The sequence below is a fragment of the Bifidobacterium aerophilum genome (assembly GCF_010667685.1).
Taxonomy (GTDB): Bacteria; Actinomycetota; Actinomycetes; order Actinomycetales; family Bifidobacteriaceae; genus Bifidobacterium; species Bifidobacterium aerophilum.
In genome coordinates, this window is the sequence record NZ_WHZW01000013.1 from 87,124 (window position 1) to 103,607 (window position 16,484).

Consider the following 16,484-nt stretch of genomic DNA (forward strand, 5'->3'; position numbering starts at 1 on the left):
GCGATCAGGTCAGCCGATCGGGCCGATCACATCGGTCAGTTGTGGAAGCCGGAGTAGTTCGGGGCCTCGGCGGTCATCACGATGTCGTGCGGGTGAGATTCGCGCAGGCCGGCGTCGGTGATGCGGATGAAGCGGCCCTTCTCGCTCATCTCCTTGATGTTGTGCGCGCCGATGTAGAACATCGACTGGTGCAGGCCGCCGATCATCTGGTAGAGGACGGCGTTCAGCGGTCCGCGGTACGGCACTTCGCCTTCGACGCCTTCCGGAACGACCTTGTCGTTGGAGGTGACGTCGGCCTGGAAGTAGCGGTCCTTGGAGTAGGACTTCTTGCCGCGCGGGGCCATCGCGCCCAGCGAGCCCATGCCGCGGTACAGCTTGTACTGCTTGCCGTGCAGGAGCACCTTCTCGCCCGGGGCCTCCTCGCAGCCGGCGAGCGCGCCGCCGAGCATGACCGAGGACGCGCCGGCCACGAGGGCCTTGGCGATGTCGCCGGAGTAGTGGATGCCGCCGTCGGCGATGCACGGCACGCCGGCGGCCTTGCAGGCCTGGGCGGCTTCGTACACGGCGGTGAGCTGCGGGACGCCGACGCCGGCGACCACGCGGGTGGTGCAGATGGAGCCGGGGCCGACGCCGACCTTGACGGCGTCGACGCCCGCGTCGATCATGGCCTGGGCGCCGGAGCGGGTGGCGATGTTGCCGCCGATGATCTGGACGTCGCGGAAGGCCGGATCGGACTTGATGCGGCGGATCATGTCGAGCGCGAGGCGGGCTTCGCCGTTCGCGGTGTCGACGACGAGCACATCCACGCCGGCCTCCATGAGGGCGGAGGCGCGCTGCCACGCGTCGCCGAGGAAGCCGACGCCGGCGGCCACGCGGAGGCGGCCCTGGGCGTCCTTGGTGGCGTCCGGGTACTGCTCGGTCTTGACGAAGTCCTTGACGGTGATCAGGCCGGTCAGGTGGCCCTCGTTGTCGACGAGCGGGAGCTTCTCGACCTTGTGCTTGGCGAGCAGGTCGTGCGCGTCCTCCTTGGAGATGTCGGACGGGCCGGTGATGAGGTTCTCGCGGGTCATGACGTCGCGCACCTTGAGGTGGTCGTAGTCCTCGGAGGCGATGAAGCGCATGTCGCGGTTGGTGATGATGCCGACGAGCTTGTTGTCCTTGTCGACGACCGGCAGGCCGGAGATGTGGAACTTGCCGCACAGCTTGTCGAGGTCGGCGAGGGTGACGTCCGGGTTGACGGTCAGCGGGTCGGTGATCATGCCGGACTCGGAGCGCTTGACGACGTCGACCTGGGCGGCCTGGTCGTCGATGGACAGGTTGCGGTGCAGCACGCCGATGCCGCCGTTGCGGGCCATGGCGATGGCCATCTCGGATTCGGTGACGGTGTCCATGGCGGCGGAGATCGCCGGGACCTTCATGGTGATCTCACGGGTCAGGTGGGTGGTGGTGTCCACTTCGGACGGGATCACGTCCGTCTCGTTCGGCAGCAGCAGCACATCGTCATAGGCGAGGCCGAGCTGGGAGAAGATCGGAGGGAGCGGGGCGTAGTTGTTCTCATTCGTGTCAGGAATTAAAGCCATAGACCCACTATATGAACGCGTGTTGACGAGTGACACGCGCCCGTGATATGCGGGGCCGTCAGTCCTCCCTGATATGCCGCGCGCGCCGCTCGATCTCGGCGTTTTCCTCGCGGATTTCGGGGATGCGGTGCTTGAGGTACGGGTACATGGTGATGATCGTGAGGATCACGGCGGCCACGGCCATGCCGATGGCCACGTAGCGGGCCTTGAAGAACAGGATCATCAGGGAGCCGAAGGAGATCAGCGCAGCCCAGCCCCACAGGGTCAGCACGGCGCCCTGCACCGAATGGCCGATCCTGAGCATGCGATGGTGCAGGTGCATGCGGTCGGGGTGCATCGGGGACTGTCCCTTCGCGAGGCGCCGCACGATGGCCATGCACATGTCGAGCACAGGCAGGAACAGCACGAGGATCGGCAGCAGGATCGGCATGAACACCGGCAGGTAGATGCTCGCGTGGATCGAGGCGGGGTCGAGGCGGCCGGTCATGATGATCGACGCGCAGGTGATCAGATAGCCGAGCAGCATGGACCCGGAGTCGCCCATGAACAGTTTGGCCGGATGCCAGTTGTGCATGATGAAGCCGACGCAGATGCCGACCATCGCCACGTCGATGAGCGTCGCCATGGACGCGTACGAAGGCGAGGACCGGGCGATGATGTACGAGTAGATCGCGAACGCGATGCCGCCGATCGCGACGATGCCGGAGGCGAGGCCGTCCAATCCGTCGACGAAGTTGACCGCGTTGATCGAGGCGACGATCAGGAACGCGGTGATCGTGATCGAGATGCTCGGGGATGCGGTCACCAGCGAGCCGAGCGGCAGGGAGATGATCTGCAGGCCTCCCCATGCGACGAACACGGCGGTCAGCAGCTGGCCCGACATCTTGAGCATCCAATCGAGATCCCACAGGTCGTCGGCCATGCCGATCAGGCAGATCGAGACCGCGCCGAGCATGACGACCCACGCCTGGCGGCTGGTCTGGAACAGGTCGGCGGTGAACGGCAGCCGGCTGGCGATGATCATCGCGCCGAGGAAGCCGATCAGCATGCCGAGGCCGCCCATGCGCGGGGTCGGGATGGTGTGCACGTCGCGGGCGCGCACCTCGCCGACGGCGCCGATGCGGATGGCGAGATGGCGGATGAGCGGGGTGACGAGGTAGGTGATGCCGCCGGCCAGCGCGGCGATGAGCAGGTAGATCCTCATGCGCCGAACCCGCCGCCGTTCATGTGGATCGCCTTGCGGATCACGGATTGCGGGATGACGCCCTCGCGCAGGATGTCGATGCCGTCGCGCGACAGCGGGTTCGCGGCGACGACGGTGCTGGCGACGTGACCCTGGGTGGGGCCGCCGTCAAGATACAGGTCGACCATGTCGCCGAGCGCGGCGCGCGCCTCCTCGACGGTCTGCGCGCTTTCGGATCCGGAACGGTTGGCGCTGGACGCGGCGAGCGGACCGGTGGCGTTCAGGATGCGCAGGGTCGTGGCCGAGTTGGGGATGCGGATGCCCTGCGTGCGCGTGCCGTTCGGCGTGGGACTGATGGTGGCCAGATCGCAGTCGTCGCGGGCGACGGCGATCGGCGAGAACGCTCCGGGCAGGAACTGCGCGGCGAGCCGGTTGAGGGGTGCGGGCAGGTCGAGGCCGAGACCGTCGATCTGGTCGATGTCGGCGAGCAGCACCTGCAGCGCCTTGAAACGGGGTCGATGCTTGGCCTCGTAGATGCGCGCGATCGCGGCCCGGTTACGCGGGTCGCAGGCCACGCCGTACACCGTGTCCGTGGGGATGACGACCAGTCCGCCCGCCTCGATGATCCGCTTCGCCTCGGCGAGGGAATCCTCGTTCACCGTTTCAACCGCGCTCATGGCACCTCCTGATCCAACAACCTACCATTGCACCATCGTACGGTGACATTGCCGGATTCTCATGCGGAGGGTCGTTTGCGGTGCACGCATGCGCGATGCTGCATGACGGATACGACGAGGCACGTGCCGGCGTATGACCGACACCCATCCAGAGGCGTCGGCACGACGCGATCTGGATCCCGTCGGCGTCAACGACCCCATTACCGCACGATGGCGTTTTTCACATCGACCACCGCCCCTACCGAGCCGAACCGCTGACCGGTCTTGTCGCTCCACTGCGGCACCTCGCCGGTGACGGTCACGGTGACGGCGTAATCGTCCTCGGGCAGTTCGGGCGAGACATACCGATAGCCTTCATCCGGCGACTTGGCGTAGAAACTCACGTAGATCGGTTCCGTCGCCACGTCGCCGTCCGCCGACTCGACGCCGATCCGGGCATACGACCCCCATGGATCGGCGCGCCCGGCCAACGCTACGCGTGAGCCGTGGAACGGTATCCTCACCGAATCCCCCGGAACGCATGAATGGAACCCGACATCAATGAGGTGTCCGTCCAATGGCTCCCCGAGCCCGGTTGCCGGATCCCATGAAGGCAGATACCGTTCGAGCCGCAGTCTTCCGCCGTCCATCGCCAGCGGCTGCCAAACATAACTCGCCGCGGAGGCCTGATGCGGGAACGACCAACGGTCGCCCATGAACATGGCCGTCACGCCGTTCGAGGTACGTATGGGCAGCACAAACAGGGCCTGCGAATTGCAGGTCTGCGTGCCTTCCGGCGCGAACAGCCCCTGATACGTCCACGGACCATCCATCGATGGCGCGGACAGACAATAGTTCTCGTTGCAGTCCCATGAGGTCTTGCCGGAGAACAGCAGCCAGTAGCGCCCGCCCAGTTTGGCCGCTGCGGGCGCTTCGCCGCCGATGGCGATGCCTTCGCCCACACGTTCCCGGGCGGAACAATAGTCGTCGGACAGCCGGTAGATGTCGCCCTCATGCACGAGCAGATAGCCGGTGCCATCCTCATCCTGGAATACGCCCAGGTCCCAGCGGCGTATCGGTTCGCCCCCGAACAGCAACGGTCCGGCGAACGAGTAATCGCCGTCGATGGTGTCGCAGACCGCGTAGCAGATATGCGGATCGCCGTATTCCAGATCGTCGGAATGCATGAACATCACATACCGGCCGGTTGTCGGGGACCGCATGACCTTGACGCGTTCCCCGATGCGGCCCGGCCCCATCAGCCCGTCGACCTGCTGCGGCAATACGATGCGGCGAAACGTCCAATGCACCAGATCGGGCGACGAGTAGCAGGAGAATCCCGCGAACCGGTTCTCCTCATCGGTCTTGTATTCGCCGAACAGGTAGTACAGGCCGTCGTCCTCGACGATGCAACCGCCGTGCGCGTTCACCGTATGGCCACGGTCGTCGAACCACGGGACGCCGCTGATGATGAGGGACTGTCGTGACATCACGCATCAGCCCTTGACCGAGCCCGCCACCAGGCCGGAAACGATCCAACGCTGGCAGAAGATGAAGAAGATCACCACCGGGACCAGGGCGATGACCGTGATGGTCATGAATGCCGGCCAATCGGTCGTGAACTGGCCCATGGCGTTGTACACCTGCAGGATCACGGTGCGCAGGTCGGTGGAGGTCAGGAAGATGTTCGGCAGCATGAAGTCGTTCCATGTGGACAGCGTCTGGAAGACCACCACCGTCGCCAGGATCGGCGTGATCATCGGCAGCACGATCACGCGGAAGATGCGGAACGGCCCGGCGCCATCGATGCGGGCGGCCTCCAGAACCTCCATCGGCAGTTTGCGCATGTACCCGATGGTGAGCATGTAGCAGAAGATCGAATTGGCGAGATACAGGATGACCAGGCCCAGCAGGGAGTCGACCAGCTCGACCTTCGCCTCCATCTTGTACAACGGGATCAGCGTGGCCTGCACGGGGATGCAGAAGGCGATCATCAGCACGGCTCCGACGCCGGCGGTGAACTTGCTGTCCTTCAGGATCATGCCGTAGGCGGCCAACGCGCCGATCATCACCTCGAGGAACACGGCGGCCACGGTCACGATGATCGAGTTGATGAAGCTCTGCACGATGGGCAGCGTGCCGAACACATCCGCATAATGCTGCAATGTCCAGTGCTCGGGCAGGCCGAACGGCGACTTGGACATATCGAGCGTGGTTTTGAAGGTGTTGATGACGATGTAGTAGAGCGGGATGGCCATGATGATGGCCAGGCCATTGATGAGTACTGTGCGAACGATCCTGCCGACCTGCGCGCGTTGCGACGGTGTCATGCGAACCTCCTGGTGATGATGCCGGTAATGGCCTGCTGTCCGAGAACCACGATCATGCAGGCGATCGTGAAGAGCACGGCAAGCGCCGAACCCAATCCATACTGTGATTGGGAGATGCCCTGGACGATGATGGACTGGGTGATGGTGTTGGTCGCATACCCAGGACCGCCCTTGGTCATGCCGAACGGAAGGTCGTACACCTTCAGCCCGTTGGTGATCAGCAGGAATGTGGAGACCACGATGCCGGGCACCAGCTGGGGCAGCGTGATGTGGATGAACTGCTGGAAGCCGTTCGCGCCGTCCACCGCGGCCTGCTCGTAGAGGTCCTTCGGCACGGCCTGCAGATAGGCGAGGTACAGGGTGGCATGCCAGCCGACGGCGGCCCAGATGGCCACGAATATCACCGCAGCGCGGGCGAGGTTGCCGTCGGCGAGCCAGGGCACCGATTTCAGTCCGAGAGAGACCAGCACGGAGTTGAGGGCGCCGGTCTTCATCGGAGACAGGATGTACTGCCACACCAGACCGAGCACGATCAGCGAGGGGACGCCGAGGAAGAAGAACAGCGACCGGGCAAAGGACCGTCCGTAAAACCTGGAGTTCAGCGCGACCGCCAGCGGGATGGCCAATGCCGTGGTGATGAGCGTGGTCGTCACGGCGAACAGCACCGTGAATCCTAGGCCCACCAGCAGCGACGGGTCGGTGAACACCTTCTGGTAATTGGTCAGCCCGATGAAGTTCGGATGCTGCTGGAAACCGTTGTAGTCGGTGAACGAATAGTAGATGGTCTGCACGAGGGGAACGGCGGTGAGTACGAGGAACACCACGATGATGGGGAACAGGAATCCCGTGGAAGCCGCCGATTCGGCGAATTTGCCGGTTTTGTACCACGGCGTCCGGGCGCTGCCGGTACCAGCCGATGATGCACCGGCGGGCACTTCCTGCGACTGGTCATGACGAGACATGTCAGCATTGCCTTTCTGGAGCATATTGGAAGGTCTTCGTCCGGGCGAGGCGTACGCGCTCGGACGAAGAAGATGGAAAGAAACGTATCCGAGTTATGAAGCCGGTCAGCCGATCAGCCGATCATTTGGAGTCGGCCCACTTGGCGTCGAGGTCCTTGGTGACGTCGGCGATGGTGGACTGACCCTGGACGAGGAGCTGGAACTGGGAGGCCATCTCCTGGCCCATCACGGTGCCGTTGCGGGTCCAATTCACCCAGTAGAAATCGCCATTGGTCACGTACTTGTCGTACAGGTCCTTGAGCTGCGGGGCGACGTTCGCCTTGTACGCCGGGGAGATGGAGATCTGGCCGATGTTCTCCTCCTTGAGTTTCAGTCCTTCCTCGCTGTTGATGAAGGAGAGGAACTTCTCGGCCGCCTTGAGCTTGTCGCCGTCGATCTTGGAGCTGATGACGTACGGGGAGTCCGGACCGCCGCCCACGTAGGGCTGGCCGCCGTCGACCGCGGGGAATGCGGCCATGCCGTAATTCACGCCGGACGAGTCAAGGTCGGCGAAGTCCCACGGGCCGGACCGGAACATGGCGAGCTGTCCGGTCATGAAGCTCTGCTTGATCTGATCGTTGCTGACGCCCACGTTCTCCTTGGGCAGGGTGCCGGAATCGACGAGCTTCATCCACTGCTCCAGTACCGGGGTCCACTGCTTGGCGAAGGTGCCGCCTTCATCCTGCTCGGGCCAATCGCTGGTCTTGATGCCCTGCTTGGCGTAGTACCCGCCCAGCATCGGCTGGAAGGAGCCGGAGACCACGCTCATGTCCTCCATGTACGGGGTGATGTTCTTCGTCTGCAGTTTCTTGCCGAGATCGATGAACTAGTCCAGCGTTTCGGGGACGGAATCGTATCCCACTTCCTTGAGCAGGTCCTTGTTGTATACGATGCCGCCGATCCATGCGGTCGGCGACATGCCGTAGACCTTGCCGTCGCGTGTGTACAGGTCGGTGGCGGTGGAAGGCAGGTTCTTCACGAACGGCTCGTCCGTGATGTCGCGGGCCAGACCGGCGTCCAGCACCTCGTTGCGCGTCTCGATGGACATGTGGAACACATCGGGGACCTGACCGCCGGCCACACGGGTGGTCAGCGTCTGCGCATAATCGTTGGCCGCGCCCTGAGCGGTGCTCATCTCCACATGGATGTCGGGATTCTCCTTCTCGAACGCATCGATGATCGGCTTGGTCATCTTCTCGTTTTCCCATGCGAAATACGTGATGGTGGTCTTGCCTGATCCCGCAGTCCCGCCGCATGCGGCCAACGGTACCAGCATCGCGACGGCCGCAACGGCCGCGACCGCAACCTTGGAGAATTTCATTGCTGTTTTCCTTTCCTATGACGACGCCAACGCCGGCACCGTCGGAAACCGAAGTGCAACGCCGACGGTCCGAAGGCTGCGATGCCTTCTTCCCTCGATACTGCCTTCATTTTTAATACGTATTATTGCGTATGTGCCTTCAGTATGCCACCGCGGTACACCGGGCGCAATTAACGGCGTGTCGCACACCAACGAATTTAACCACTATTAAGCGTCGTCCCGTAGTGTCAGAAAGCCTCCGCACCCATTCACCACCACACACACGACCGCGGCACACCGGACTTTACTTCATCGCCAAAATGATTAATAATACGTATTAATTCTGATGCATTGCTGCATCGGACAAAAGAGATCGAATCAATAGGAACGCTCATGACAAACGACAACACACGAACCATCATTCATCAGCTTCCCGACGAGCGCTGGTGGGGAGGACGGGTCACCGATGGCCGTTTCATGCCATACGGGACGACGGACTTCCGTTGCGATCTCGCGACCTGGCAGCATCAGCCCGGCCAACTTCCCGAAGCGTCCAATCAAAGCGCGCCCCTGCTCGTATCCACCAAGGGACGGTATATCTGGGACGATGCCCCCTTCGAGTTCGCCATCGGACAGAACTCCATCACGATTCGATCCGATCATGCCGTCAAGGTCCGCCAGACGCCGGGAGGCACGTTGCGGGACGCCTATCTCGAAGCCTGCCATCAGCATTTTCCCCCGTCCGGCAATACTCCAGCGCTCGAGATGTTCGCCAAACCCCAATACAACACATGGATAGAGATGCCCTATCACCCCACCCAGCAGGGAGTGCTGGAATACGCCGATTCCATGCTCGCGGCCGGAATGCCCGCCGGCGTGCTGATGATCGACGACAAATGGAGTCCCGACTACGGCAACTGGACGTTCGATCCCGCAACGTTTCCCAATCCTCAATCGATGATCGACCGGCTGCATGCGCGTGGATTCAACGTCATCGTCTGGCTGGTGCCGTTCGTCAGTCCGGATTCCGCGGTGTTCCGCGAACTCGAAGACATGGGTCTCATGCTTCGGGACAAGCACGGGCGCACTGCGATCCGCCGCTGGTGGAACGGGCTGAGCGCCGTACTGGACCTCAGCAACCCGGCTACCTGCGCATGGGTTCGGGACAGGCTGGATGCGCTGCGCGCGCTGGGCGTGGACGGCTTCAAGTTCGACGGCGGCGATCTGTACGACTTCCATCCCGACGACCGCTCGCACCGGCCCATGACGTCCAACGACATGTGCGAACAATGGGCGCGCATCGGCGCCGGCTACCCGTTCAACGAATTCCGCGCATGCTGGAAGATGGGAGGGCAGCCCCTCGCCCAGCGACTGCAGGACAAGCCGGCGGCATGGGACGAGACCGGCATCGGATCCCTGATCCCCGAAATGCTCGCGCAGGGCATGATCGGCCACGCCTTCGTCTGCCCGGACATGATCGGCGGCGGCGAGGTGAACAGCGCCAGGCATTCCGGCGTCGATCAGGAATTCTTCGTCCGCTATGCGCAGATCGCCGCGCTCGCCCCCATGATGCAGTTCTCCGTGGCCCCTTCCAGGGTGCTGGACGAAGCCCATCTCGCTGCCGTCCGTCATGCGCTGGAGATACGGGAACGGTATCTTCCCACGATCCTTGGATTGGCCGAGCATGCGGCGCGGACCGGGGAACCCATCATTCGTCCGATGTCCTACCACTTCCCCGACATGGAGACCATAACCGACCAATTCATGCTGGGAAGCGACATCATCGTCGCACCTTGCACCGAGCGCGGCGCCAAGTACCGTCGCGTGGCCATTCCCGCCGGACTGTGGCATTCGGACGACGGGCAGACCATCGAGGGGCCGACCGTCGTCGAAACCCCATGCCCCCTCGGCAGGTTGCCGCGTTTCACCCGCCAGGACTAGTACTGTTACCATCGAACGTAATCGTCCCTTACGCACAAGAGGATATATGACCGTCAAACATACAGGTACCCGACAGCCCACCAGCAAGGACGTAGCGGCATTGGCCGGTGTCTCCCAAAGCACGGTATCCTTCGTCATCAACGGGAAAAGCGTCGTCGCCGAAGCGACGAGACGCCGCGTGGAGGACGCGATGCGCAAGCTGAACTACCAGCCCAACGCCGTGGCCCGCACGCTCAAAACGAACCGGACCAACATCATCGCCCTGTTCGCGGAGATGAACGAGACGTTCGACGCCAACGAGACCACGCCGTACATCGACGCGATCGTGAAGCTGGCACGCCGGCATGATTACGACGTCATCATCAACACCACGCATGACGGCTCCTCCGCGCTGAAGCGTCTTGCCGGAAAATCGATTTGCGACGCGTTCATCCTGATGGACGTGCGGCGCGAAGACGAGCGGATCGCCACCGCGGCGGATCTCAATATGCCCGTGGTATTGGTCGGGCGTCCCAACAACGCGAGGGGGCTTGACGTGGTCGATTTCGACGCGCGCGAGGCCGCGCGTCTTGCCGTGGACGAATTGGCGGACACCAATCATCATCACGTCGCCATGGTCGGCTATGAGATGGAATCCGACGCGAATGAATTCCAGTATGCCAATGAGTTCTTTTCGGGTGCCCGAGAGCGGGCCGAGCAACGCGGCCTGACCTTCAATATCGTGCCGCGCCTCGTGGATGGCTGGACAGGCATCCAGCGCGGCGCGGACCAGTTGCTGCAGCATGCTGACGACCGTCTGGGCATCATCGTCAGACAGCCCCGGCCGACCGAGTGGCTGCTTCGGACCCTGAACGAACGGGGTCTTGTCCCGGGCCGCGATCTGTCGGTCGTCTCCCACTGTTCCGACCTGTCGGCGACGTCCTTCCAATGGCCGGTCACCAACGTATCGACACGTCCTCAGGATGTGGCGGCTCAGGCGGTGAGCATCCTCTTCGAGAGACTGTCCGGCAAGACGGATGCCCCTCATTGCGATCTGATCGAGCCCACGGGCATCACCCGTCGCGGCACCACCGTCGTGTGGCCCGAATGAGCGATATCGTGTGCGGAAAGCGACGACAAACGCTTTCCGCACACTCGTCTGAATCACGAACCGACGCTCGCGATTCAGCTAGGCGCGTTCGATCAATACCTCCACCAGCGACTTCGGAGGCACCGTCACATGTTCCAGCGGCCGCTCCCGCAATTGCATGGGGGCAGGCCCCTCGGCGCCCGCGAGCGCTCTGGCGGCAATGGCGCCGAAGCGCTCGCCGCGAGACGAGAAGCGAATATTCGCGTCGAGCGTATCCTCGGTGACGTTGATCACCTTCACGGAGATCCGGCCCGTTGCGCTGTCGGCCGTCGCCTGGGCGACGACGTGCCGTTCGACGCCATCGTCACGGTATTCCTGCAGCAGGCGCCCATCCAGGAACGCGCGCACTGTGCCGTCGGATCCACGAACCTCGATGTGGAGCCGGTATCGTTTTCCATCGACTATTCCGCCACCCACAGGAGGCAATGGCTCATCGGGGATTCCTCCGCCGACCCGCCTGAATCCCGTGTACAGGTTCTGCCATGAATCGACGAACCATTCGCCGTATTCGCCGGCTTCGATGTCCCCGAAGGAGACGGCCAAACCGCCCTCGCCATCGGTACGTTCAAAGGTCATGTCGATGTCGTACGAAGACGCGTCCAGCGCCAGGGGGAAACGCTCGGATTCGCCGTCACGGACGGTGACGTCGTTCAGACGGATCCGCTGCGGCTCATTCGCATCATCGCAGTCGCGGTCCGTCACCACGACATCGCTTACCGAGAAGTCGGCGCGCTCGGCGGTCGCGCGCAGCCCGATGCGGACAGGGAACGCCCTGCGCATGCCGGAAACGCCCGAAACGCATGTCGGCAACGCCGTGTCCGTCCGATGTTCGCCGAACATGGACTGAACCCAATAATTCGGCGTTTCGTGCACTGTTCGAGCGTTGAAGTAGATCAGGTTGGGCTTCCACTGCTCATGTCCCTCCCGTGCCAGCAGCGGCGCGTATGAGGCCATGGCCACCGCATCGCCGTTACGCTCCATGGAGGCCATGAACGCCGCTTCGGCCAAGGCTCCGTCCAAGGCGTTCGACCGTGCGGAATACTCGCCGAAATAAATTCGGGCACCATTCCTGTCCACATGGTCGAAATGATCCAAATGGGACAGCAGCCACTGCGGGGAACGATAGCCATGCTCATCCACGATCGACAGGTTCAGACGTCGGGCCAGACGCAGGCCGCGTTCATGGTCGTCACCTTCCATGAACGGCCCCAGGGTTCCGATGACCTGTATGTCGGGATACGCATCATGCACCGCATGATGGATGCGGCTGAAACGATCCTCGAACACGTCGCTGATGGCGTCCTCGTTGCCGAGGCCCAGATACCGCAGGTTGAACGGTTGCGGATGCCCGTTCGCGGCTCGCCGACCGCCCCAGACGCTATCGACGTCGCCATTGGCGTATTCGATGAAATCAAGCACGTCCTGGATGTACTGGTCCATGCGGTCGATGGGTATCGGCGTCGCGCCCTCGAATGCGAATTGGCAGCTTACCCCTGCGGCGAGCACCGGAACGGGCTGCGCCCCTATCGCCTCGCACAACAACAGGTATTCATGCATTCCGATGGCCATGGATTGGTGGGTTCCCCGCCCCGTGGGCATCTGGCGGCGATGCTCCACCGGCCCTATCGTGGTTTTCCACTGGTAGATGCTGTCCAGGCCGGCATAGCCGTGCGCGATGCACCCGCCGGGGAAACGCAGAAACGCGGGGTGCAGCCGTCGAAGGGCGTCAACCAGATCCTTGCGGAACATCGGCAATTTCGCCGCATGCTCCGCAGAGCGAAGTCCCACCCAATCGACATCCACAATGACATGCCGTGACGCGCACGGCCATGCGTGGTCATCGTTCACGACCAGCCGCAACGCGCCACGGTCACAGGTTCGCCCGGAGGTCAGTGTCCGCTCGACCTTCACCCATCCTCGTCCAAGCGGGACATCCAGCACACGTTGGGCGAGCACGGCGTCTGCCCCGTCGGTAAGCTGCACCGACAGTCGGACGGATTGCGGCATGTCTTCCGCCGGCTCCCCCGCTTCGACATATCGTGCACGCACCCACGCGGTGAATTCATAATCCTTGCACGCGTCAAAGGGCATGCCATCGTACCCCTCGTTCTCGGCGGAGGTCGTTCCGCCGGTGACACGCACGGACAGGTAATGGGGATTCTGCCGGGCGACGGGATCCTCGACGTCCACCGTCGCATCCAGGAAGCCCGAATCCCCCCGATGCAGGAACCGCCAGCCGGTGCGCCAGGACCATCGAGGCGAATCGGCGGCGCTGAATTCGAATGCGCCGTTGCGCACCAGATCCGAGTTCAGGCCGCCATCGATCGACATGCTGATGTCTTCCAGGAAAATTCCCCAACGGTTCGGGTTGATCGGCGTTCCCGCCGCATCATCGGCGACGGAGATGGACACTGGTTTCATCATGTTCCGGCTTTCGTTCAGTCTTATCATGCGTGGAGGATGGTCCGCTTCCCGGCCCTGCCAATGGTCCGGCGGAAGAATCCTCATGTTCGTTATTCAGGAAACAGGGGGCGCGTCTGAACCGCACCCCCTGTTTGTACCGCCCATCCGCATCGTGGCAGGCAATCCTGCACGTCGGATCGCCTGCCGCACATGCATCATGGCATCACGGCCGTCGCGTCCGCCTGCTCACTTCGTAAAGAGCAACCGCCACGGCTGCGAGAAGCATGCCGGCCACCGCCATCGGCACGACGCTGGAACCGGTCTTCTCCAAGGATCCGGCCTGATCGTTGCCCGGCTTGTTCTGGTCGGCGCCCGGCTTGGTCTGATCGTTGCCCGGCTTGGTCTGACCATCGCCCGATCCGGGATCGCTCGGCTTTGACGGAGTGCCCTCGTCCTTGATCTTGACGAGAGCCGAGATCGCATCGTTCAGGGCGTCCGCCGCGGCGTCCACTTCCTCTTGCGAGGCATCGGAATCAGCGAGCACCGTCCGGGCCTTTCGCAGAGCCTGATCCAACACGGACCACGACTGCTGCGTGTAGTCCGACTCGTTCAGCCTGGTCGCCGCATCGATCGCGTCCTGCAGCTTGTCTCGACGCACCGGCGTCTCGTCTGCGATCACGGTCACTGTGAACGATGCGGTTTTGGCGGGATTCGCGTTCAGCGACACCACCACCGCGACCTTGCCTGCGGCCGAGGAATCAAACCCGGAAAGCGTGTATTCTTCAGCATACAGGGGGCTTTGCTCGCCGCTCTTGCGCGTGGCCATCACCGCCAGACCGGCCGGATCCAGTTCCTCGCCGATCTTGTACGTGGATTTCGTCGGGGCACTGGTAATCGTTATGCCGTCGACGGGATCCGAGTAATCAAGCAGGGTATTGATGGCGATCTGAAGCTGCTTCAGCGCCTCATCGACCTCATCCTGAGTCGCATTCACCTTATCGTTGACCGCGCCCGCCTTGCGCACCGCGTCAAGGAACGGCTGGCGAAGCTCTTCCGGATAACTGTCGATGATCTGCTCAAGCTGGGCGGCTTGGGCCAGAAGGCTCTGCAGATCGCCCTTGTCGGCCATCGACCCGTCTTCGTTCTTGACGTGAACCGCGAAGGTCGTTGTCACCAGAGGATCGGAACCCTTGAGCGCGACCGTGATGGTCTTCTTGCCGATCGTCTTGGAATCAAAGCCGCTCAACGAGTATTCCGTTTCGGACAATAGGGTCGACGTGCCGTCGTTCCACGTGGCGGTAATGGCGAGACGCTTCGGGTCGAACCGCTCCCCGACCTTATAGATGGTCTTGGTGGGCGTAGTGGTGACCGCGATACCCTTTGCCTTCTTCTGTTCGAGAGAGTCGATCGCCGCATTCAGCGACTGAGTCTGGGCATCGACCTGGGCTTGGGTCGAATCCTTGGCGTCATATACCGTCTTCGCCTCCGACAGGGCCTTGCTCAGAGCGTTCCAGGTCGAAGCGGTGTATGCGCCTTCGGTGTACTTGCCCGCCGCGTTGATGGCGTCCTCCAGCGCATCGCGGTTGATGCCATCGGTCGGGGCCGTGCTCACCCTGACCAGCTCGGTCGGCTTCACCACGATGTCGCCGTTGCCGGCCACATCCCGGCGATCGGTCTCCACCCAGGATCCTTCCTTGTCGAAATATCCGACGGTGGCCTTCATGCCCTTGCCGAGGTTGAACACGGAATCGCCGCTGTCCACCAAGGCGTCGGACATCACATAGGTGCTTTGCGTCTTGGGATCGTAGGCGGCATACGCCACGGAACCGGAATCAGTGGTGAACGTGACGTCGCGTCCTCCAAGCTTCTTGGTGCCGGTGTACTGCTTGTCCGGATCCTTCTGGCCTCGGCTTTCGATGCCCGAGTTGAACTCCGCCATGTCGGTGGTGTTCAGGCTCGAAATGAGTTCGTTCATCTTATTGATGGAGATATTGAAGTTCGTGGCCCGCTGGGCGGATACCGGCATTTCCGGAATCGTTCCGAGAACCCACTGGTAATACCATTCGTAACCGTCCTTGGGCTCGCCGTAGAACGAGAACGACGCATTCGCCGCATGGGAATTGTTCAGATGCCAGGAGCTCACGCTATTGCCCGACTGCAGTACGACCGCATACAGGCCGGACTTGTTGTTGCTGTTGCCCGAGCTTTCCGGGATCTGTCCGATGCCGCTTCTCGTGTATTTGCCGGCGTCCACCGCATAGTTGCGCTGATTCACCAGATTGCGGTCGTAGGAATCCGGTCCGATGATATCGATGTTCTCCAGGGAACCGTACTCCGCCAAAGCCTTGTGCTGGCCGGTGTTGTCCTTCATGCCGTTGGCCCAATAGCCGCGGTGGAAGTTCATGCGCGTCGCCACCACGTAGTCGGATTCCTTGACCTGTCCGGCAAGCTCGTTGCAGAGCTTCTTCCAGGTCTCGTTGTTCTTGAAGAAGTTCTTGGCTCCGTCGACCTCGTTGTTCACCTGGAACAGGATGGTCTGATGCGTGGTGTCCACCTGGGCCAGATGATCGAACATGGCCCTGACGGCCTTGTTCTCCATCTCGAAGAGGTATTTGGACGACTCGTAATGAGGATCCTTCGGATCAGACGGAATATACGGGGTGTTCCGTTCCACGCTGGGCTTCAGATCGGTCCAATAGACGTATTTGCCGTTGCTGTCCTTCTTCAGGGTCCACTGCGGGGTCTGCGCCATGAATCCCCATCCGGTCGGGTCGTATTCGAGCGCCGCACCGCCGCAGCCGTTGGTGCCGAACCACACCCAGTCGATCTTCAGATCATATTTTTTCGCCCACTTGACGTACTTGTCAATGAGCGTCCAATCGTAGACCGTGTTTGCTGTTCTGATGGAGGGGTGGGAATAGTTAGAGGCTTCTAGGCAGAATGGGTGGTGCCTAAACCTAT

10 protein-coding genes and 1 pseudogene are annotated in these 16,484 nt (G+C 62.3%); 2 read left to right on the forward strand and 9 right to left on the reverse strand.

The window, feature by feature from the left end; genetic code table 11:
* Positions 1-35 precede the first annotated feature (35 nt).
* The 7 genes and pseudogenes from guaB to GFD25_RS12210 form a co-directional block, all read right to left on the reverse strand.
* Positions 36-1,580 (reverse strand): IMP dehydrogenase, encoded by a 1,545-nt coding sequence (gene guaB, locus GFD25_RS07280; RefSeq protein ID WP_163231386.1) that lies wholly within the window; start codon positions 1,578-1,580, stop codon positions 36-38.
* Between the two features lie 58 nt (positions 1,581-1,638).
* The gene (locus GFD25_RS07285) at positions 1,639-2,784 is read right to left on the reverse strand and encodes an MraY family glycosyltransferase (RefSeq protein ID WP_163231388.1); all 1,146 of its coding nucleotides are present in this window, start codon (positions 2,782-2,784) and stop codon (positions 1,639-1,641) included.
* Entirely contained in the window at positions 2,781-3,440 is a 660-nt protein-coding gene (locus tag GFD25_RS07290; protein WP_163231390.1) for an L-threonylcarbamoyladenylate synthase, read from the reverse strand. The genes GFD25_RS07285 and GFD25_RS07290 overlap by 4 nt, the downstream gene beginning before the upstream one ends.
* Before the next feature lie 200 nt (positions 3,441-3,640).
* On the reverse strand, positions 3,641-4,909 hold the full coding sequence (locus GFD25_RS07295) for a glycoside hydrolase family protein (protein WP_163231392.1): 1,269 nt from the start codon (positions 4,907-4,909) through the stop codon (positions 3,641-3,643).
* 6 nt (positions 4,910-4,915) lie between these two features.
* On the reverse strand, positions 4,916-5,749 hold the full coding sequence (locus tag GFD25_RS07300) for a carbohydrate ABC transporter permease (RefSeq protein WP_163231394.1): 834 nt from the start codon (positions 5,747-5,749) through the stop codon (positions 4,916-4,918).
* Positions 5,746-6,711, reverse strand: a complete 966-nt coding sequence (locus GFD25_RS07305) for a carbohydrate ABC transporter permease (protein ID WP_163231396.1) — start codon at positions 6,709-6,711, stop codon at positions 5,746-5,748. Before GFD25_RS07305 ends, GFD25_RS07300 begins: the two co-directional genes overlap by 4 nt.
* A 121-nt stretch (positions 6,712-6,832) precedes the next feature.
* Positions 6,833-8,071 (reverse strand): annotated as a pseudogene (locus tag GFD25_RS12210) (ABC transporter substrate-binding protein).
* Positions 8,072-8,443: 372 nt separating this feature from the next.
* On the opposite strand from GFD25_RS12210, the gene GFD25_RS07320 reads away from it, so the two are divergent.
* Positions 8,444-9,991: a glycoside hydrolase family 31 protein gene (locus tag GFD25_RS07320; RefSeq protein ID WP_163231402.1), complete on the forward strand. Its 1,548-nt coding sequence runs from the start codon at positions 8,444-8,446 to the stop codon at positions 9,989-9,991.
* A 46-nt stretch (positions 9,992-10,037) separates the two neighbouring features.
* The gene (locus tag GFD25_RS07325; RefSeq protein WP_163231405.1) at positions 10,038-11,081 is read left to right on the forward strand and encodes a LacI family DNA-binding transcriptional regulator; all 1,044 of its coding nucleotides are present in this window, start codon (positions 10,038-10,040) and stop codon (positions 11,079-11,081) included.
* A 78-nt stretch (positions 11,082-11,159) separates the two neighbouring features.
* On the opposite strand, the gene GFD25_RS12480 is transcribed toward GFD25_RS07325, so the two are convergent.
* Both GFD25_RS12480 and GFD25_RS07335 read right to left on the reverse strand, forming a co-directional pair.
* Positions 11,160-13,532: an alpha-L-arabinofuranosidase C-terminal domain-containing protein gene (locus tag GFD25_RS12480; protein ID WP_163231407.1), complete on the reverse strand. Its 2,373-nt coding sequence runs from the start codon at positions 13,530-13,532 to the stop codon at positions 11,160-11,162.
* 214 nt (positions 13,533-13,746) lie between these two features.
* A partial coding sequence (locus GFD25_RS07335) for a bacterial Ig-like domain-containing protein (protein WP_204314817.1) occupies positions 13,747-16,484 on the reverse strand: 2,738 nt, incomplete at its 5' end.